The organism is Pararhodobacter sp. CCB-MM2 (assembly GCF_001691415.1).
GTDB lineage: Bacteria > Pseudomonadota > Alphaproteobacteria > Rhodobacterales > Rhodobacteraceae > Pararhodobacter.
Window position 1 is genome coordinate 23,842 of sequence record NZ_LRRR01000030.1, and the last position, 17,212, is coordinate 41,053.

The window sequence follows — 17,212 nt, forward strand, 5'->3', positions numbered from 1 at the left end:
GCGAGGGGGCAGCGCCCCCTCCCTTGAGTCGCCCAAGACCTGCGTGCCGGAGGCATGCCGGGCGCGGGCGAAACCCCTCACCCGCCCCTTGGTCACAGCCGGATCGCCTCGCGCGGATCGACCGTGGGCAGGCCCAGCGCCGCGCCGACGGCCGCATAGGTCAGCTTGCCCTTGTGGACGTTCAGCCCGTTCAGCAGGTGGTCGTCCTCGGCACAGGCCAGCCGCCAGCCCTTGTTCGCCAGAGCCATCATGAACGGCAACGTTGCGTTGCCCAGCGCCTGGGTCGAGGTCCGCGCCACCGCGCCCGGCATGTTCGCCACGCAATAGTGCAGGATGCCATCGACCTCGTAGATCGGGTCGGCATGGGTCGTCGCGCGCGAGGTCTCGAAGCAGCCGCCTTGGTCGATCGCCACATCGACCAACACCGCGCCCGGCTTCATCGTCGACAGCTGCGCGCGCGACACCAGCTTCGGCGCCGCGGCGCCGGGAATCAGCACGGCGCCGATCACCATGTCGGCCTCTGCCACCAGCTCGGCCGTCAGCGCGGCCGAAGAGAACGCCGTCTTGAAGTCGCGCCCGTAGACGTCATCGAGATAGCGCATCCGGGGCAGCGAGCGGTCCAGCACTGTCACATCCGCGCCCATCCCGGCGGCAACCTTCGCCGCATGAGTGCCGACGACACCGCCGCCGATCACCACCACCTTCGCCGGTAGCACACCCGGCACGCCGCCCATCAACACGCCGCGCCCGCCATTGGCCTTCTGCAGGGTCCAGGCTCCGACCTGAGGTGCCAGCTTGCCGGCCACTTCCGACATCGGCGCCAACAGCGGCAGGCCGCCCATGCGGTCGGTCACCGTCTCATAGGCGATGGCGGTCACGCCCGAGTCCAGCAGGTCGCGGGTCTGCTCGGGGTCCGGGGCGAGGTGCAGATAGGTGAACAAAACCTGCCCTTCGCGCAGCTGCTTGCGTTCGACGGCCTGCGGTTCTTTCACTTTCACCACCATCTCGGCCGTGGCGAAGATCTCGGCAGCGGTGTCGACGATCCCGGCGCCGACCGCGCGGTAATCCTCGTCACTGAACCCGGCGCCAAGACCGGCGCCCGTTTCGATGATCACCGTGTGACCGGCGATGATGGCTTCGTGAGCCGCGGCGGGGGTGATCCCGACGCGGAATTCCTGCGGCTTGATTTCCTTGGGACAGCCGATCAGCATTGCGGAACTCCCTGTGTTCGCATGATGCGAGGAGTCTGACGCACGCCCCAAGGCATGTGCTTGATTTCTCCGGCGCGCCTGCGGCATATTGCGCAAGGTTCTTCGCGGAACCGTCACCAACACCGGGGAATATTGCGCTGCGATGCAGCTAGACGCGACAGACCGCCGCATCCTGCAGGTCCTCCAGCGCGAGGGCCGGATTTCCAACGCCGACCTCGCCGACAGGATCGCCCTCTCCCCTTCCGCCTGCCATCGCCGCGTGCAGCGGCTGGAGAGCGACGGCTACATCGCCGGCTATGTCGCACTGGTCGACCCAAGGCGCATCGGCAAGCCCACCACCGTCTTCGTCGAGATTACGCTCAACGGCCAGTCGGACGAATTGCTCGACGCCTTCGAGAAGGCCGTGGCACGCATCCCCGACGTGCTGGAGTGCCACTTGATGGCCGGCAGCGCCGATTACCTGCTGAAACTGGTGGCCGAGGATACCGAAGATTTCGCCCGCATCCATCGGCGTTACCTCGCCCGGCTGCCGGGCGTGGCGCAGATGCAGAGCTCGTTCTCGCTGCGCACGGTGGTGAAGACCACGGCGCTGGACGTCTGAAGCGCCGGACATCCAAGGGGCTGGCCAAGGGTCTGGGTCATTCAGGCCGCCCCCAGATGCTCGACAAGGATCATCGCGCCCAGCCCGAACAGCGCGATCCCGCCCAAGGTCTCTGCCCAGCGCCCGAAGCGCCGCCCGAGGAAGCGCCCGGCCAGAACCCCGGTGGAGCTCATGACCATCGTCGCCAGCCCGATGGCCAGGGCGATGACGACGATGTTCACATCCAGAAAGGCCAGCGACACACCGACGGCCATCGCATCAAGCGACGTACCGATCGCGGTGATCACCGTCGCCGCGAGGGTCGCCTGCCCGCTCGCCGGGGCGTCGCCCGCGCGCCACGCCTGCAGCACCATGTGCAGCCCAACCCCTGCCAGCAGCGCGAAGGCGATCCAGTGGTCGATGGCGACGATAGCCTGACTGGCAGCGATGCCCGCTGCCCAACCGATCAACGGCGTCAGCGCCTCGATCACACCGAAGATGGCGCCGGTGCGCAGGGCGGTCCCCCACGAGGGCCGGGGGGACGAGGCCCCCTTCCCCAGCGAGGCGATGAAGGCGTCAACGGACATGGAGACGGCGAGAACGCCGATCGAGATCGGGGACATGGGGTCTTCCTCGGGGCTGATCCAGACGTCATCCGCAGACCCCGCCCGCAGGGTCCGCACGCCGCTGTTGCGTGGATCGGTCTCGCAAGATCCTGATGGGATCAGGCAGGCCACGCGGATGCCCCCGCGAGGATGTTGACCTGTCTCCGCCCGGGCTGGCGGCTGCTACTCCCCGATGCGGGGGCAGATAGGGCGGCGGCAGGGGTGGGTCAAGCCCCGAAGCCCCTCCTGCAAGTCATTCGCAAATATGGAAAATCCAGCCGCGAACGCCTCGCAACTGGAGGCCCCGCCGCGCCCTTGATCCGGGCATGAAGAAACCCCCGATCCTTGCGGACCGGGGGTTCTTTTCCGTCGCCATTGCTGGCGAAACGGTTCAGAGCATGCCTTCGCGCTGTGCCTTCTTGCGCGCCAGCTTGCGCGCACGACGGATAGCTTCAGCCTGCTCACGGGCTTTCTTGACCGAGGGCTTCTCGAAATGCTGCTTGAGCTTCATTTCGCGGAAGACACCTTCACGCTGAAGTTTTTTCTTCAGGGCGCGGAGAGCCTGTTCGACGTTGTTGTCGCGAACCGATACCTGCATGTGGTTTTCACCACCTTTCTAAGTTAGAGTGACTGGAAGTGCAGGAAGCGCCCGCTTAGCAGAGGTTGGGCGGCCTGTCCATCACTGCGTGGCGATTCCTTGCGTCGCTTGGCCCGAAACCCTGCCACTTTTCGCCGCATCCCCGGTCGAGCAGCCGCAGACCGGCCGTTTTGCCTTGGCCCCCCCCCCGCCGCGCCCTACATCTGGGGAAACGCTGCACCGCGAGGCCCCGCCATGACCGCAAACGCCGACGCCCCGATCCCGACCGACGCCGCGCCCTCCGCGTCCGCCCCCTCGGCGGCCGACCGGCTGCTCGATGCCGCCCTGACCCATGTCGCCTTTGACGGCTGGTCGGAGGCGACGCTGGCCGCTGCCGCGCAGGACACCGGCCTGTCGCTGGATCTGGCGCGCGTCCTGTACCCCCGGGCCGGGCTGGACATGGCGCTGGCCTATCACCGCCGCGGCGACGCGCGCATGCTGGAGGAACTGGCGCAGCGCGACCTCACCGCCCTGAAATTCCGCGAGAAAGTCGCGCTGGCCGTCCGGCTGCGGCTGGAGGGCGCCGACCGCGAGGCCGTGCGCCGGGGCACCACCTTGCTGGCCCTGCCCCAGAACGCACCCGAAGCGGCCCGCGCCGTCTGGTCGACCGCCGACGCGATCTGGAATGCACTGGGCGACACCAGTGAGGACGGCAATTGGTACTCCAAGCGCGCGATCCTCTCGGCGGTGCATTCGGCAACCGTGCTGTTCTGGCTCGGCGACGAGAGCGAGGGCTACGCGGATACTTGGGCCTTCCTCGACCGGCGGATCGAGAATGTCATGCAGTTCGAGCAGACCAAGGCGCGGATCAAGGCCTCGCCGGTGCTGACCCCGGTGCTAGGCCTGCCGTTCCGCCTGCTCGAATCGATCCGCAAGCCGCAAGGCGCCGGGCCGATGCCCGGGCGCTGGCAGGGCTGACAGTAAGCGCGAAACGATATTGCGCGGTGGCGCAATTTTATTTCGCGATGACTTGACCGATTTTCCGGACGGCGCTACGGATCCTCAACCCTGAGGAGGAACCGTCATGGCCGTCAGCACCCAGATCGCCACCTATTTCGAAGGCCGTTGGCATGAGGGCAATGTCCCCGTGATCCGCGCCGGGGACCATGCGGCCTGGCTGGGTTCGGGCGTGTTCGACGGCGCGCGGCAGTTCGAGGGCGTGCGACCGGATCTGGACCTGCATTCGGCCCGACTGATCCGCTCGGCCGAGGCCATGGGGATGATCGCACCCGTCGATGGCGAGACGATCCAGGGGCTGCTCGAGGAGGGCTGCAAGATGTTCGCCCCAGAGGCCGAGCTCTATCTGCGGCCGATGATGTGGGCGACGGAATCGACGCCCGGCGTGATCGATCTGGTGCCGGACTCCACCGGCTGGGCCCTGTGCATTGAGGCCATGCCGATGCCGCAGCCGGGGGCCTTCACCCTCACCGTCTCGCCCTATGTGCGTCCCCGGCCCGACATGGCGCTGACCGAGGCCAAGGCGGCCTCGCTCTATGCCAACAACGGGCGGATCATGGCCGAGGCACGCAAGCGCGGCTTCTCGAACGCGCTGTCGCGGGACGTCGAGGGGAATGTGGCCGAGACGGCCTCGACCAACGTGTTCATGCTGCGCGATGGGGTGGTGTTTACCCCGGTGCCGAACGGGATGTTCCTCAATGGCCTGACCCGGCAGCGGGTAATCGGGCTGATGCGCGCGGACGGGATCGAGGTGGTGGAATGCGCGCTGCGGATCGAGGATTTCCACGAAGCCGACGAGATTTTCGTCACCGGGAACATCGCCAAGGTGATGCCCGTGGCGGCGTTCGAAGAGAAGCGCTTCGCCCAGACGCCCGTGGGTGACCGGGTCCGGCGCCTCTACTGGGACTGGGCGCATTCGGCCTGAGGGCTGCGCAGCGGTGGGATGAAATCCCACCCTACGGGTTGGGCGCGCCGGCGTAGGGTGGGGTTTCACCCCACCGTTCCCTGCCCCATTTCCGTCCCCTTGCGCCTTCGGTAAGCTGCCGGCGACTCAAGGATCGGAGGCCAGGATGCCCAAGCACCATACCATGCGCGTGATCGAGATCTCCGAGCCCGGCGGGCCCGAGGTGCTGGTCACCGCCGAGCGCGGCGTGCCCGTGCCCGGCGCGGACGAGATCGTCATCCGCGTGGCCTATGCCGGCGTAAACCGCCCCGACGCCCTGCAGCGCGCGGGCAATTACGCGCCGCCGCCCGGCGCCTCGGATCTGCCTGGCCTCGAATGTTCGGGCACCGTGGTGGAAGTGGGCGCTGGCGTCACCCGCTGGAAAATCGGCGACAAGGTCTGCGCGCTCCTCCCCGGCGGCGGCTATGCCGAATACGTCACCACCCCCGCCGCCCATGCCCTGCCGGTGCCGGAGGGCCTCGACCTTCGCGCGGCCGCCTGCCTGCCCGAGACCTTCTTCACCGTCTATTCCAACGTCTTCCAGCGCGGCGGCTTGAAGGCGGGCGAGCGCTTCCTCGTGCACGGTGGCTCCTCGGGGATCGGCACGACGGCGATCCAGCTGGCGTCCGCCTTTGGCGCACGCGTCTTCGCCACCGCCGGCTCGGACGATAAATGCGAGGCCTGCGTCGACCTCGGCGCCGAGGCGGCGATCAACTACCGGACCAATGATTTCGTTGCGGTGATGCAGGCCGAGGGCGGGGCGAACCTGATCCTCGACATGGTCGGCGGCGATTACCTGCCGCGCAACGTGAAGGCCTTGGCCGATGACGGTCGCCTTGTGCAGATCGCCTTCCTGCAGGGCCCGAAGATCGAGCTGAACTTCGCGCAGGTGATGATGCGTCGGCTGACGATCACCGGCTCGACCCTGCGCCCACAGAGCGTGGCCGCCAAGGCAAAGATCGCCGAAGCGCTGGAGCAAGACGTCTGGCCATTGCTGGCCTCGGGCCGGATCGCACCGGTCATCGACAGCGAATACCCTCTGGCCGAAGCAGCGGCAGCCCATGCACGGATGGAGAGTTCAGGGCATATCGGCAAGATCGTCTTGAAAGTTGAACGCTGAAAAGAAGAACGCTCTGCATCCCTGAACAGGATTGGACCGGCTGTCGTTTATTGACAGAATCATCAGCGATGATCCACCTTGATCCGGCGTACTGGTTCAAGGAGTTTTCGCAATGCGATTTCGGCCGCTATTTATCGCCGTCTTTCTTTCTCTTTTCACAATCCCGACAATCGCCGCCGCGCAAGCTCATATGCGAGGCGGCGGTTTCATGACCGGTTTCGAGGGCTGTTCCGATTACGGCTGGAATTCGGACGACATCGTGCGCCTGACCGCGCGCGTTCGACCCGCTGGCGTCGGCACGAATGGCTCCACCCTGCGCATCAATATCTTCGCAGGCACCTATGCGTATCACCTGAGCTTCTTCGACGCTGTGGGCGGCTTGCCTGAAGGCGAATGGGTCGACGCAGACGCTGTTGCTTGGGTTGGTTCGGGCGCGGGCTTCACCTACCTGCCATCCGGCAACACGGCCATCCCGCGGATCTACCTGCTTGAGACACCAAACTTCCTGAACAATGACAGGACGCGCATCGCGCTGAACGCCATGATCGAGAATTTCGATTATCTGCCGGGATGCTCGGCCTTTGCCAGCCTTGTCTTCGGCTACACCGAATAATCTCTGCGTTCTTTAGTATCAGGATCACCAATGTTCAGAAAAACTCTCATGAAGGTCGCGGCGACGTTGTTTGCCGGCATACTTCTTCCCGCAAGCGTTCATGCGACATCGTTTGTCGGCGGCGGCGTTATCACGCAATACACACAAGCCTGCGCCCCGGACAATTCGTCCATCACCTCGCGGTATACCAGCTTTACGATGGACTATCTGCCCAGCGAGCTGAATGGACGCACCAGCGCCATCTCGCTGGTGTTCACCGATGGGGTCGCGCGCTTCAGCCGTCGTGGCCGCTTCAATCCATCGAGCCGGTTCGTGAACGTCACCGGGCAAGCTGTCTTCGACGGGAACATCTCGGATTACGGGGTCAGCCCGCGCATTCGCGTCGTCCGGCGCAGTGTGACATATCCCAGGGGCGCCTCGCTGGCCAATGCGCAGGCTCTGTATCTGGAACTGATCATCCGCAACTATTGGGGCATCCAAGGTTGCAACGTCCGGGTCGAGGCGACGGTCGGCCAATCGGCAACCGCCCTGACCAATGCGGCCACTGAGCCGGCCACCGAGACCGCCCCTATGATTACGGGTCATCCCGGCATGTCAGACTGACGAACCTCAAGCCGGCACAATCTTCCGCCCTCGGCTGTCTGCCGGGGGCGTTCTTGTCTGGTTTCCGACTGGCATCCCGGCCCCGCACTCGGTAGGGTCGCGGCTGGAGTGACGCCATGACCCAGACCTATCAGGTTCTTGCCCGCAAATACCGCCCCGAGACCTTCGCCGACCTGATCGGGCAGGAGGCGATGGTGCGCACGCTGAAGAACGCTTTCGCCGCCGACCGCATCCACCATGCTTTCGTGATGACCGGCATCCGTGGGACCGGCAAGACGACCACGGCGCGGATCATTGCCAAGGGCCTCAACTGCACCGGCCCCGATGGCACGGGTGGTCCGACAACAGAGCCCTGCGGCGTCTGCGAGGCCTGCCGCGCGATCACCGAAGGCCGCCATGTCGACGTCATGGAGATGGACGCCGCCAGCCGCACCGGCGTCGGCGACATCCGCGAGATCATCGATTCCGTGGCCTATCGGGCGGCCTCGGCGCGCTACAAGATCTACATCATCGACGAAGTGCACATGCTCTCGAACAGCGCCTTCAACGCTCTGCTCAAGACGCTGGAAGAGCCGCCCGCGCATGTGAAATTCATCTTCGCCACGACCGAGATCCGCAAGGTGCCGGTCACCGTGCTCTCGCGCTGTCAGCGCTTTGACCTGCGGCGGATCGAGCCCGAGGTGATGATCGAGCACCTCGCCAAGGTCGCCGGCAAGGAAGACGCCCAAGTCGCCCCCGATGCGCTGGCGCTGATCGCGCGCGCGGCCGAGGGCTCGGTGCGGGACGCGATGTCGCTCTTGGATCAGGCGATCAGCCACGGCGCCGGCGAGACCTCCGCCGATCAGGTTCGGGCGATGCTGGGCCTGGCCGACCGGGGCCGGGTGATGGACCTGTTCGAGGCCGTGCTGCGGGGCGATGCCGCCGGCGCGTTGGAGGAACTCGCCGGGCAATATGCCGATGGCGCGGATCCGGTCGCCGTCCTGCGCGATCTGGCCGAGATCACCCATTGGGTCAGCGTCATCAAGGTGACGCCCGGCGCGGCCGAGGACCCGACCGTCAGCCCTGACGAGCGTCAGCGCGGCACCGATCTGGCGCAAAGGCTGGACCTGCGCATCCTCGCGCGGATGTGGCAGATGCTGCTGAAGGCTCTGGAAGAGGTCAGCCAAGCCCCCAACGCCATGATGGCCGCCGAGATGGCCGTCATCCGCATGACCCATGTCGCCGAGCTGCCGACGCCGGACGAACTGATCAAGCGGCTGCAGGACAGCCCCCCGCCCCCCTCGCCGGGCGGCGGTGGTGGCGGCGCGCCCATGCAGCGCGGCAATGGCGCGATGGCGATGGGGCGCAGCGTGATGCCCTCGGGCGGCGGCGGCGGGGCGCAGGCCGCGCTGGCCGGCGACCTCCACGCGCTGGCGCAATATGCGACCTTCGAGAGCGTCGTGACCCTGATCCGCGACCGGCGCGACATCCGGCTTTTGACCGAGGTCGAGACCTGCCTGCGCCTCGTGCGCTACTCGCCGGGGCGGATCGAGTTCGAACCCACGCCCAAAGCCTCGGCAGACTTCGCCGCGCGTCTGGCGGGCAAGCTGCAGCAATGGACCGGCACCCGCTGGGGCGTCTCCATCGCACAGGGCGGCGGGCAGACCATCGCCGAGGTCAACGCCGCCATCGAGGCCGAGCGTAACGCCAAGGCCATGGAAGACCCGTTGATCAAGGCGATCTTCGACGCCTTCCCCAAGGCCAAGATCACCGCCTTCAACGCACCGGTGGAGACCGTGCAGGACGTGGCCGAAGCCGCCCTGCAAGAGGTCGAGGACGAATGGGATCCCTTCGAGGATTGATCGGCAAGGATTGACCGGGATGTCCGGGGCCGCCCGCCTTGCGATGGCGCGCGCGGGCCCCTATCTTTCGAACAACTGACGAACACGGGAGCATTGACATGCTGAAGGGATTGGGCGGCCTCGCCGGTCTGGGCGACATGGGCAAGATGATGAAAGCCGCGCAGGAGATGCAGGAGAAGATGGCACTTCTGCAGACCCAGCTCGACGAGATCCTTGTCGAAGGGGAATCCGGCGCGGGCATGGTCAAGGCGACCGCGAATGCCAAGGGCGTCCTGAAGGGCCTGTCCATCGACCCGTCGATCTTCAAGGCCGAGGACAAGGAAGTCGTCGAGGACCTGATCCTCGCCGCGATCAAGGATGTCCAGTCCCGCGCGCAGGAGCGCACCAAATGGGAGATGGGCAATCTGGCCGAATCGCTGGGCCTGCCCCGCGACATGAACCTGCCGGGGATGTGACATGGCCCGCGCGGCCGGCGAGATCGAGGCGCTCATCGCGCTGATGGCGCGACTGCCGGGTCTCGGGCCGCGCTCGGCACGCCGGGCCGTCCTGCACATGCTGAAAAAGCGCGGGATGGTCATGGAGCCCCTGTCGCAGGCCCTGGCCCGCGTCGCCCAGACGGCGCGCGATTGCCGGGTCTGCGGCAACATCTCGGACGAGGAAATCTGCCCGATCTGCGCCGACGAAAAGCGCGCCACCGGCACGCTCTGCGTGGTCGAGGATGTCTCGGACCTCTGGGCACTGGAACGGGCCGGGGGCTTCAAGGGCCGCTACCATGTGCTGGGCGGCACTCTTTCGGCTTTGGAATCGATAGGCCCTGAAAACCTGCGCATTCCGCAACTTGTGGAACGGATCAAGGCGGAGAACCTGCGCGAGGTGATCTTGGCCCTGAACGCCACGGTCGAGGGTCAGACCACCGCCCATTACATCGCCGAGACACTGGCCCCGACAGGCGTCAGCGTCAGCGCGCTGGCCCGGGGTCTGCCGATGGGCGGGGAGCTGGATTACCTCGACGACGGGACGATCGCGGCGGCCATGGCGGCCCGCCGCGCGCTTTGACGGTCAGGCCGAGGCCGATTTGCGGGCCTCCATCGCCGCGCGACGCAGACGCAGACGGCGGCGCAAAACCCACGGCAACGGCACCCGCGCCGACGCGCTTTCCGCGATTACCCATTGCATCCAGCGGGACGATTTTGCCATCGGAACGATCCTTGCCTGCGCGCGCCCGAAGGCGCCTTCCTGCGGATCATTCTGACGCCGGATTGGGGCCAAATCGGGGCGCTGCCGAGGATCTTTTCCGAACCGGAAACAGCCTACAGCCGAATGGCCGAGATCAGCCGACCGTAATCGGCCTCTTGCTGGTGCACCGAGCGACGGTAGGAATAGAACATCTCGGGGCTGTGGTAGGTGCAATGGCGGATCCATTCGGCCTCGGCCACGCCGGCATCGCGCAGCTGCTTCAGGCCGAAACCCGGCAGGTCAAACAGGTAGCGGTCGCCCTCACCATTGGCGAAGAACCATTCGAATTCAGGATCTTCCGTCACGAAAGCATCCAGAAACTCGGGCCCGACCTCGTAGGCCGATTGGCTGATGCAGGGGCCAATGGCCGCAAGGATATCGCTGCGATCCGCGCCCAGATCCTCCATCGCCTCAAGCGTCCGCTCGAGGATGCCGCCCAGCGCGCCTTTCCAGCCGGCATGGACCGCGCCGATTACCCCGGCCTCAGGGTCGTGCAGAAGCACCGGCATGCAATCGGCGGTCAGGATCGACAACGCAAGGCCCGGACGGTCGGTGACCATGGCGTCGGCCTTGCCCTGCGCGCCCGGCGCGCTGACGGTCACGACATCGGCGGAATGCACCTGATGGACGCCGATCAACCCCTCGGGCGGGACCTGCATGGCGCTGGCCACGCGGCCCCGGTTGATCGCCACCACGTCGCTCAGATCCGAGGACCCCGCGCCGCAGTTCAGCCCCGCGAACACGCCCGAGGACGCCCCGCCGCGCCGGGTGAAGAACCCGTGACGGGCGTCGGACAACAGGTCCGAAGTGAGGATTTGCAAGGTCATCCGGCAGCCTCGTGAGCCTGCGCCGGGAAGAACCCCGGCGGCAACGGCGCGCCCGCTTGGGCCAGCGCGAGCGCCTTGAACAACGTTCCCATTTCCTGCGCATCGGTCAAGCGGCGAAACGCGGCCAGATGCTGGCGAAGGGCCTCGCCGTGCATGGATTGTGCCAGCCGAGAGGCCCGCCCCTCGATGCCCAGCGCCTGCAGAAGCAGGCCCTGCGGGGTCAGCCCGCTGGCCGTCAGGGGGGCAGCGTAACGGGCCAGCCCCTCGAAATCCACATGCGCGGTCAGATCGGCGCGGCCGGGATGGGCGAAGGGATCGGCGAAGGCATGATCCTCCATCGCCTGAAAAGTATCCCCCTTCGAGCGCCAGTCGCCGTAATCGACGATAATCGCCGCCCCGCCATGCCGGGCGATGCGGCCTGCGACGGCCTCCATCGCCGGGCGGGCGGCGGGGCAGAGTTCGACCAAATCGCCATCGTGCGTGTCGGCCAGCCGGTGCTCCAGCTCGGCCAGCACCGCGCGGGGGCTGAGGCCGGGTTTCAGCGCCTCGCCCTCCAGCCCGACGACGACCTCGCGCCAGCCCGCGCCGTCGCGCTGGAACTGGCGGATTGGCAGGGCGTCGAAGAATTCATTGGCGACGAACCAGACCGGCGCCTCGGGCAGCTGATCGAGGTGATCCAGCCATTCCACAGGCGCCCCGGTCAGACGCTCGGCCTGCACCCCGCGCAGGACCGGCGAGGCCTCGACCAGCACGATCCGCATCCGCTGATGGAAGCCCGGCACGCCCTTGGTGGCGCGCCAGATATCGGCCATCAGCGTGCCGCGACCGGGGCCGGCCTCGACCAGCAGGCCCTCGGGTGCGCCCTGATCCAGCCAGGACTGCGCCAGCGACAGCCCGATGAGCTCACCGAACATCTGGCTGATCTCGGGCGCGGTGGTGAAATCGCCCTTGGCGCCCAAGGGGTCCCTTGTGGCGTAATAGCCATGCGCGGGATTGAGCAGGCATTCGGCCATGTAATCGGCCAGCGTGATCGGCCCGGTGGCGGCAATGCGCCGCTTCAGGATCGCCGCAAGCTCGGTCATGCAGCCGCCTGACGGGCTCGGCGCGACCACAGGATCAGGCCCAGCCCGATCAGCACCATCGGCACGCTCAGCGTCTGGCCCATGGTCAGGCCCATGTCCCCCAGCCGGATCACATAGCCCGAGGGGTCGCGCGCAAGGAACTGATCGTCCGGCATGCGCCAGAACTCGACAGTGATGCGCGCAAGGCCGTAGAGCGCGAGGAACACACCGGTGATCAGCCACGGGGCCTTCAGCGCACCGCGGCGGGTCACGAGGAACCAGATCACCAGCCCCAGCAGCAGGCCTTCCATCCCGGCCTCGTACAGCTGCGTGGGATGGCGGGCGCATTCATAGGCCCAGTTCGGCGGGCAGACACCGCCCGAACCCGGGAAGATCACCCCCCAGGGCAAGGTGGTCGGATGGCCCCACAGCTCGGCGTTGATGAAGTTCGAGATCCGCCCGAGGCCGAGGCCCACCGGGATCACCATCGCCATGCTGTCGCCCACCGCCGAGGCCGGGATGCCGTTCTTCCACGCGAAGAGGAAGCCCGCGACGGTTGCCCCCGCAAGGCCGCCGTGGAAGGACATGCCGCCCTCCCAGACCTGCAGGATCTGCATCGGGTGGCTGAGGTAGTAATCCGGCTGGTAGAACAGCACGAAGCCCAGCCGCCCGCCAAGGATCACGCCGAGGATGATCCAGGTCAGCAGCGATTCGACCTGCGCGGGCTGCATCGGCGCGGTGTCATGGCGCCACAGGGTCGGGCGCTTCATTGCCGCGACGATCAGCCGCCAACCGATCAGGAAGCCGGCGATATACGCCAGCGCGTACCAGCGCAGGGCGAAGGTGAAGCTGCCAAGCTCCAGCGAGAAGATCTCGGGACGCAGATAGGACGGAAAATCGATAACGAAGGGCATGGATGCTCGTGTTCTGGTCTTCTCGGGTTTCCCGTGGCCTTGGAGGGAAGTCAACCTTGCGCCTTGGTCCCGCCCGTCCCATATAGGCCTCAACGCAGCAAGGGAGCGCCAAATGCAGCCCGGTAACAAGATTTTTGACGATCTGTCGAAGCTGATGACCAACGCCATGGGCGTGGCTCAAGGGGCCAAGACCGAAGCCGAGACCGCGATGAAGAGCCTGATGGACCGCTGGCTGGCCGATCGCGACTTCGTGACCCGCGAGGAATTCGACGCCGTCCGCGCCATGGCCCAGAAGGCCCGCGAGGAGAACGAGGCGCTGAAGGCCCGCATCGAGGCGCTGGAAGCCAAGACCTCGAACTGAGGCCCTCCCCCGACGCCGCGAGCGCTTCACAGCCGCGCGGCACCTGAGTAGCCTCTCCCGGTCACGGGGGAGGATCCGATGATTGAGTGGCTCAAGGCCGAGGGTCGGCGTTTTGGCTGGACCTGTCTGTGGTCATGGCGCGGCTGGGCCGGCGCCTGGGCCACGGAGAAGACCTTGCGGCAATGGACGCTGGCCAACGCGATCTCGGCCGGCTGCGCCCTGTACCTTCCCCTCTCCCCCGCTGAACGCGCGCTGATTCTGGCGCTTGGCCTGCTGCTCTTGGCGGCCGAGCTGATGAACACCGCGGTCGAGAGCGTGGTGAACCTCGTCTCGCCCGAACAGCACCCGCTGGCCGCGAAGGCCAAGGATTGCGGCAGCGCGGCCGTCGCGCTGACGGCCATCGCCGCGGGCGTGGCATGGGCGGTGGTCCTGTGGCGGCTCTGGCAGGGCTGAGGGCGTCGCTCAGCCGCCCAAGAGGCCCCGCAGCGTGTTGGCGATCGAGGCGCGCAGCCCGTCGACCAGCGACATGTAGCCCGCCAGCGGATCGGCCAGCGCCGGCACGGCATTCGCCAGAATCGGCGCCAGCAGGTACAGAACCACCAGCGCCAGCGCGATCAGCATCGCCACCGAGAGGCCGCGGCGGAACCCGCGCTGATCCTCGTCGCCGTCCAGATCGTCATCATCGTCGCGACGCTCGCTGCCCGGCTCAAGGGTCGAGGTCAGCTCCTCGATATCCGGCAGCAGCTTGCGGCGGCTCACCGGCTCCTCAGGCGCGTCGGCCTCGTCGTCCGGCAGATCCTCGGGCGGCGGCGGGGTCGGGTCGTCCTCGCCGAACACACGCGACGGTGCGGCCTTGGAGCGCGACGGACGGCTCGGCCGGCTCAGGCCCAGCTCGCCCTGCGTCTCTATCCCGGTCTGCGCACGCTTGCGCTCGCCCATCTCGCGCTCGGCTTCCTCGCGCAGGACATCGAGGACGGTCTTGTCGATCCGCGGCGCGGCACGCTCGGCCATGCCGACGGGACGCTCGCCCCCCTCGCCATCGCCGACGGCGGGCAGATCGTCCTCATCCTCGTCGTCATCGTCCAGTTCGGCCGCGCGCATCGCCAGCGCCACGTCCTTGTGATATTGGTACCACGTATGACCGCAGGCCGAGCACTGAACATCGCGCCCACCCTTGGGAATAACGGCCTCATCGACCTCGTACTGAGCGCTGCAATTGGGACAGGTCAGGCGCATCGGCACTCCTTGAAGACGTTTCCGCCGGACGATTTTCGCCGCTCGCCTGCCTCGGCCATTGGCTCTTTTCACCGGACGTTGTAGCAATCCGAAAGTCAACTTCCAAGGGCAGAGCCCGGGTTCGGACGGAAAGCAAAGGGGTTACGGGTGATCCGACTGGCAAACGTATCGCATGATTACGGCGGACGCGCGTTGTTGAACGGCATCGACCTGCATATCGCACCGGGGGCTTTCCATTTCCTCACCGGCCCGTCGGGCGCGGGGAAATCGACCCTGTTGAAGCTGTGCTATGGCGAATTGAGCCCGACCGCGGGCGAGATCGAGCTGTTCGGCCAACCGCTGCACAGCCTCAGCCGGGACGCGTTGGCCGATACGCGGCGGCGAATCGGCGTGATCCATCAGGATTGCCAGTTCCTCGACCATCTGACGCTGGCCGAGAATGTCGCCCTGCCCTTCGTCGCCACCGGCCGCCCCGTGCCCGAGAACGACCTGCGCGAATTGCTGGCCTGGGTCGGCCTTGCCGGTCAGGCCGACAGCCTGCCGCCCACCCTGTCCGGCGGTGAGCGTCAGCGTGCGGCGCTGGCCCGCGCGGTGATGATGTCGCCCGAGGTGGTGCTGGCCGACGAACCCACCGGCAACGTCGACGCCGAGATGTCGCAGCGCCTGCTGTCCCTGCTGGTCGAGCTGAACCGGATGGGCACCGCGATCATGATCGCCACCCACGACCTGATGCTGATCCGCAACGCCAAGAGCCTCGTCTCGGCCCGCGTGCTGCGGATCGCCGACCGTCAGCTGCAATCGGCGGGGGTGGACCTGTGAGCGACCGCAGCCCCCTGCGCGCGCTGGGTCGCGCCCGCCCCACCCCCGGCTTCGGCGATGCGGCCCGCGTGGTGCCCTCGTCGGGCGTCACGACGCTGCTGACCGGCCTCACCGCCGCCGCCATGGCTTTCCTTGCGGTCTTCGCGCTGGCCCTGTCGCTCAGCTCGGGCCAGTTGGCGCAACGCTGGTCGGCCACCCTGTCGCAAAGCGCCACGCTGCGCATCTCGGCCCCGCCGAGCGAGATCGCCGCCCAGACCGCCGCCGTGTTGGAGATCCTTCGTACGACGCCGGGCGTGGCCTCGACCCGGGTGCTGGATCAGGACGAGCAGCGCGCCCTGCTGGAGCCATGGTTCGGCCCGGACCTGCCGATCGAAAGCCTCGCCCTGCCCCGCCTGATCGAGATCACCGAACAGCCCGAGGGTTTCGACCCGGTCGGTCTGCGCCTGCGCCTTGCCTCCGAGGCCCCCGGCGCGGTGCTCGATGACCACACGCGCTGGCGCCGTCCGCTGGTGCAGGCGGCGGCCTCGCTGCGGGCGCTGGCGTGGTTCTCGGTCGCGCTGATCGGGGTGATGATGGCGGCGATGATCACGCTGGCCGCCGGCTTCTCGCTGGCCGCCAATGCGCAGGTGATCCGTGTGCTGCGCCTCGTCGGGGCGCGGGACGGCTTCATCGCGCAGGCTTTCACCCGTCGCTTTGCCGTGCATGCCTTCCTCGGCGCCGCCGGCGGCACCGCGCTGGGGCTTCTGGCCTTCGCCATCCTGCCGGTCGCGGGGGATTCGGGCTTCCTGACCGGCCTCGGCTTCTCGGGCACCGGCTGGCTGACCCCGCTGGCCCTGCCGCCCCTGGCCGCCGTCATCGCCTGGGCTGCGACCCGCGCCGCGGCGATGCGTGTTCTCAAGAAGGAAAGCTGATGCGCTACGCCATCCAGTGGATCCGCTCGCTGCTGTTCACCGTGCAGGCCTATGCGATGATGGCGATCATGGCGGTCGCCTTCGCGCCTTGGGCAGCCTTTGACCGTCGCGGGGCCTGGTCGGCGATTCACGCCTGGACGGGCTGGGTGCGCTGGACGGCATCGTGGATGATCGGCCTGAAATCCGAGGTCCGCGGCCCGATCCCCGAGGGCGAGGTGATGATCGCCGCGAAACATCAAAGCTTCTTCGACATCATCCTGATCTGTTCGGTGTTGCCCCGGCCCAAGTTCATCATGAAAAAGCAGCTGGTCTGGACCCCCATCGTCGGCTGGTACGCCAAGCGCATCGGCTGCGTGCCGGTGGATCGCGGTCGTCGTGGCGCGGCCATCAAAGCGATGGTCGAGCGGGTGAATTCCGGCAAGCAGGAGCCCGGCCAGCTGATCATCTTCCCGCAGGGCACCCGTGTCGCCCCCGGCGTGAAGCAGGATTACAAGGTCGGCGTCGCCGTCCTGTACCAAGAGCTGCAGAACCCCGTCGTGCCCGTCGCCTGCAACGTCGGCGTCTTCTGGCCGCGTCACGCGATCTACCGCAAGCACGGCCTCGCTGTGGTCGAGTTCCTACCGCCGATCGAAGCCGGCAAGCCCATGCGCGAGTTTCTGGCCGAGGTCGAGGCCGAGGTCGAAGCCCATTCCGACCGGCTGATGGCCGAGGCCGGCTTCCCGCAGCTGGAACGCTGA

22 protein-coding genes are annotated in these 17,212 nt (G+C 67.1%); 14 read left to right on the forward strand and 8 right to left on the reverse strand.

All coding sequences use genetic code 11. The annotated features are described in order from the left end of the window. Nucleotides 1-92: 92 nt before the first annotated feature. Complete coding sequence (ald, locus tag BCY78_RS20075) at nt 93-1,211, reverse strand: alanine dehydrogenase (protein ID WP_068305404.1); 1,119 nt, start codon at nt 1,209-1,211, stop codon at nt 93-95. 142 nt (nt 1,212-1,353) lie between these two features. Between ald and BCY78_RS20080 the strand changes: the two genes are divergently transcribed. After that, on the forward strand, nt 1,354-1,812 hold the full coding sequence (locus tag BCY78_RS20080) for an Lrp/AsnC family transcriptional regulator (RefSeq protein ID WP_068305407.1): 459 nt from the start codon (nt 1,354-1,356) through the stop codon (nt 1,810-1,812). Nucleotides 1,813-1,853: 41 nt separating this feature from the next. Here the strand turns inward: BCY78_RS20080 and BCY78_RS20085 are convergent, their stop codons facing one another. Next, nucleotides 1,854-2,414: a manganese efflux pump MntP family protein gene (locus tag BCY78_RS20085; protein ID WP_068305409.1), complete on the reverse strand. Its 561-nt coding sequence runs from the start codon at nt 2,412-2,414 to the stop codon at nt 1,854-1,856. A gap of 373 nt (nt 2,415-2,787) precedes the next feature. Next, nucleotides 2,788-2,994, reverse strand: coding sequence for a 30S ribosomal protein S21 (rpsU, locus tag BCY78_RS20090; RefSeq protein WP_068305413.1), 207 nt, complete (start codon nt 2,992-2,994; stop codon nt 2,788-2,790). Between the two features lie 234 nt (nt 2,995-3,228). On the opposite strand from rpsU, the gene BCY78_RS20095 reads away from it, so the two are divergent. From BCY78_RS20095 to recR, 8 genes are all read left to right on the forward strand, one after another. Then, nucleotides 3,229-3,951 (forward strand): COQ9 family protein, encoded by a 723-nt coding sequence (locus BCY78_RS20095; RefSeq protein WP_068305416.1) that lies wholly within the window; start codon nt 3,229-3,231, stop codon nt 3,949-3,951. 106 nt (nt 3,952-4,057) lie between these two features. Then, nucleotides 4,058-4,915 carry a branched-chain amino acid aminotransferase gene (locus BCY78_RS20100; RefSeq protein ID WP_068305418.1) on the forward strand — a complete coding sequence of 286 codons (858 nt, stop codon included), beginning with the start codon at nt 4,058-4,060 and terminating at the stop codon, nt 4,913-4,915. A gap of 145 nt (nt 4,916-5,060) precedes the next feature. Then, the gene (locus tag BCY78_RS20105; protein WP_068305420.1) at nt 5,061-6,053 is read left to right on the forward strand and encodes an NAD(P)H-quinone oxidoreductase; all 993 of its coding nucleotides are present in this window, start codon (nt 5,061-5,063) and stop codon (nt 6,051-6,053) included. A 112-nt stretch (nt 6,054-6,165) separates the two neighbouring features. Beyond that, complete coding sequence (locus BCY78_RS20110) at nt 6,166-6,666, forward strand: hypothetical protein (protein ID WP_139103244.1); 501 nt, start codon at nt 6,166-6,168, stop codon at nt 6,664-6,666. Nucleotides 6,667-6,696: 30 nt separating this feature from the next. After that, a complete protein-coding gene (locus tag BCY78_RS20115) occupies nt 6,697-7,269 on the forward strand; it encodes a hypothetical protein (RefSeq protein ID WP_139103245.1) in 573 nt (190 codons plus the stop codon). A gap of 116 nt (nt 7,270-7,385) precedes the next feature. Beyond that, nucleotides 7,386-9,110 (forward strand): DNA polymerase III subunit gamma/tau, encoded by a 1,725-nt coding sequence (locus BCY78_RS20120; RefSeq protein ID WP_068305425.1) that lies wholly within the window; start codon nt 7,386-7,388, stop codon nt 9,108-9,110. A 98-nt stretch (nt 9,111-9,208) separates the two neighbouring features. Further along, on the forward strand, nt 9,209-9,565 hold the full coding sequence (locus BCY78_RS20125) for a YbaB/EbfC family nucleoid-associated protein (protein WP_068305427.1): 357 nt from the start codon (nt 9,209-9,211) through the stop codon (nt 9,563-9,565). 1 nt (nt 9,566) lies between these two features. Next, on the forward strand, nt 9,567-10,166 hold the full coding sequence (recR, locus tag BCY78_RS20130; RefSeq protein WP_068305430.1) for a recombination mediator RecR: 600 nt from the start codon (nt 9,567-9,569) through the stop codon (nt 10,164-10,166). Nucleotides 10,167-10,169: 3 nt separating this feature from the next. Here recR and BCY78_RS25670 read toward each other — a convergent pair whose 3' ends face one another. From BCY78_RS25670 to lgt, 4 genes are all read right to left on the reverse strand, one after another. After that, nucleotides 10,170-10,307 carry a hypothetical protein gene (locus tag BCY78_RS25670; RefSeq protein WP_158515972.1) on the reverse strand — a complete coding sequence of 46 codons (138 nt, stop codon included), beginning with the start codon at nt 10,305-10,307 and terminating at the stop codon, nt 10,170-10,172. Nucleotides 10,308-10,420: 113 nt separating this feature from the next. Then, nucleotides 10,421-11,173, reverse strand: coding sequence for a peptidoglycan editing factor PgeF (gene pgeF / locus BCY78_RS20135; RefSeq protein WP_068305431.1), 753 nt, complete (start codon nt 11,171-11,173; stop codon nt 10,421-10,423). Next, the gene (locus tag BCY78_RS20140; RefSeq protein ID WP_068305433.1) at nt 11,170-12,255 is read right to left on the reverse strand and encodes a class I SAM-dependent methyltransferase; all 1,086 of its coding nucleotides are present in this window, start codon (nt 12,253-12,255) and stop codon (nt 11,170-11,172) included. Before BCY78_RS20140 ends, pgeF begins: the two co-directional genes overlap by 4 nt. Next, the gene (gene lgt / locus BCY78_RS20145; protein WP_068305434.1) at nt 12,252-13,148 is read right to left on the reverse strand and encodes a prolipoprotein diacylglyceryl transferase; all 897 of its coding nucleotides are present in this window, start codon (nt 13,146-13,148) and stop codon (nt 12,252-12,254) included. The genes BCY78_RS20140 and lgt overlap by 4 nt, the downstream gene beginning before the upstream one ends. Before the next feature lie 112 nt (nt 13,149-13,260). Here lgt and BCY78_RS20150 point away from each other — a divergent pair, with 112 nt between their 5' ends. Next, nucleotides 13,261-13,509 carry an accessory factor UbiK family protein gene (locus BCY78_RS20150; protein WP_068305436.1) on the forward strand — a complete coding sequence of 83 codons (249 nt, stop codon included), beginning with the start codon at nt 13,261-13,263 and terminating at the stop codon, nt 13,507-13,509. Between the two features lie 78 nt (nt 13,510-13,587). Next, the gene (locus tag BCY78_RS20155) at nt 13,588-13,962 is read left to right on the forward strand and encodes a diacylglycerol kinase (RefSeq protein ID WP_068305437.1); all 375 of its coding nucleotides are present in this window, start codon (nt 13,588-13,590) and stop codon (nt 13,960-13,962) included. 9 nt (nt 13,963-13,971) lie between these two features. Here BCY78_RS20155 and BCY78_RS20160 read toward each other — a convergent pair whose 3' ends face one another. Then, on the reverse strand, nt 13,972-14,745 hold the full coding sequence (locus BCY78_RS20160; RefSeq protein WP_068305438.1) for a zinc-ribbon domain-containing protein: 774 nt from the start codon (nt 14,743-14,745) through the stop codon (nt 13,972-13,974). A 147-nt stretch (nt 14,746-14,892) separates the two neighbouring features. Here BCY78_RS20160 and BCY78_RS20165 point away from each other — a divergent pair, with 147 nt between their 5' ends. The 3 genes from BCY78_RS20165 to BCY78_RS20175 are packed head-to-tail and all read left to right on the forward strand — an operon-like array spanning nt 14,893 to nt 17,212. Next, nucleotides 14,893-15,564 (forward strand): cell division ATP-binding protein FtsE, encoded by a 672-nt coding sequence (locus BCY78_RS20165; RefSeq protein ID WP_068305441.1) that lies wholly within the window; start codon nt 14,893-14,895, stop codon nt 15,562-15,564. 14 nt (nt 15,565-15,578) lie between these two features. Then, complete coding sequence (locus BCY78_RS20170) at nt 15,579-16,475, forward strand: ABC transporter permease (RefSeq protein WP_068305472.1); 897 nt, start codon at nt 15,579-15,581, stop codon at nt 16,473-16,475. Further along, nucleotides 16,475-17,212, forward strand: coding sequence for a 1-acyl-sn-glycerol-3-phosphate acyltransferase (locus BCY78_RS20175; protein WP_068305443.1), 738 nt, complete (start codon nt 16,475-16,477; stop codon nt 17,210-17,212). Before BCY78_RS20170 ends, BCY78_RS20175 begins: the two co-directional genes overlap by 1 nt.

Bases quoted from the DNA above. Each gene is read 5' to 3' on its own strand.
- ald (WP_068305404.1), bottom strand. From the start codon at position 1,211: ATGCTGATCGGCTGTCCCAAGGAAATCAAGCCGCAGGAATTCCGCGTC.
- BCY78_RS20080 (WP_068305407.1), top strand. From the start codon at position 1,354: ATGCAGCTAGACGCGACAGACCGCCGCATCCTGCAGGTCCTCCAGCGC.
- BCY78_RS20085 (WP_068305409.1), bottom strand. From the start codon at position 2,414: ATGTCCCCGATCTCGATCGGCGTTCTCGCCGTCTCCATGTCCGTTGAC.
- rpsU (WP_068305413.1), bottom strand. From the start codon at position 2,994: ATGCAGGTATCGGTTCGCGACAACAACGTCGAACAGGCTCTCCGCGCC.
- BCY78_RS20095 (WP_068305416.1), top strand. From the start codon at position 3,229: ATGACCGCAAACGCCGACGCCCCGATCCCGACCGACGCCGCGCCCTCC.
- BCY78_RS20100 (WP_068305418.1), top strand. From the start codon at position 4,058: ATGGCCGTCAGCACCCAGATCGCCACCTATTTCGAAGGCCGTTGGCAT.
- BCY78_RS20105 (WP_068305420.1), top strand. From the start codon at position 5,061: ATGCCCAAGCACCATACCATGCGCGTGATCGAGATCTCCGAGCCCGGC.
- BCY78_RS20110 (WP_139103244.1), top strand. From the start codon at position 6,166: ATGCGATTTCGGCCGCTATTTATCGCCGTCTTTCTTTCTCTTTTCACA.
- BCY78_RS20115 (WP_139103245.1), top strand. From the start codon at position 6,697: ATGTTCAGAAAAACTCTCATGAAGGTCGCGGCGACGTTGTTTGCCGGC.
- BCY78_RS20120 (WP_068305425.1), top strand. From the start codon at position 7,386: ATGACCCAGACCTATCAGGTTCTTGCCCGCAAATACCGCCCCGAGACC.
- BCY78_RS20125 (WP_068305427.1), top strand. From the start codon at position 9,209: ATGCTGAAGGGATTGGGCGGCCTCGCCGGTCTGGGCGACATGGGCAAG.
- recR (WP_068305430.1), top strand. From the start codon at position 9,567: ATGGCCCGCGCGGCCGGCGAGATCGAGGCGCTCATCGCGCTGATGGCG.
- BCY78_RS25670 (WP_158515972.1), bottom strand. From the start codon at position 10,307: ATGGCAAAATCGTCCCGCTGGATGCAATGGGTAATCGCGGAAAGCGCG.
- pgeF (WP_068305431.1), bottom strand. From the start codon at position 11,173: ATGACCTTGCAAATCCTCACTTCGGACCTGTTGTCCGACGCCCGTCAC.
- BCY78_RS20140 (WP_068305433.1), bottom strand. From the start codon at position 12,255: ATGACCGAGCTTGCGGCGATCCTGAAGCGGCGCATTGCCGCCACCGGG.
- lgt (WP_068305434.1), bottom strand. From the start codon at position 13,148: ATGCCCTTCGTTATCGATTTTCCGTCCTATCTGCGTCCCGAGATCTTC.
- BCY78_RS20150 (WP_068305436.1), top strand. From the start codon at position 13,261: ATGCAGCCCGGTAACAAGATTTTTGACGATCTGTCGAAGCTGATGACC.
- BCY78_RS20155 (WP_068305437.1), top strand. From the start codon at position 13,588: ATGATTGAGTGGCTCAAGGCCGAGGGTCGGCGTTTTGGCTGGACCTGT.
- BCY78_RS20160 (WP_068305438.1), bottom strand. From the start codon at position 14,745: ATGCGCCTGACCTGTCCCAATTGCAGCGCTCAGTACGAGGTCGATGAG.
- BCY78_RS20175 (WP_068305443.1), top strand. From the start codon at position 16,475: ATGCGCTACGCCATCCAGTGGATCCGCTCGCTGCTGTTCACCGTGCAG.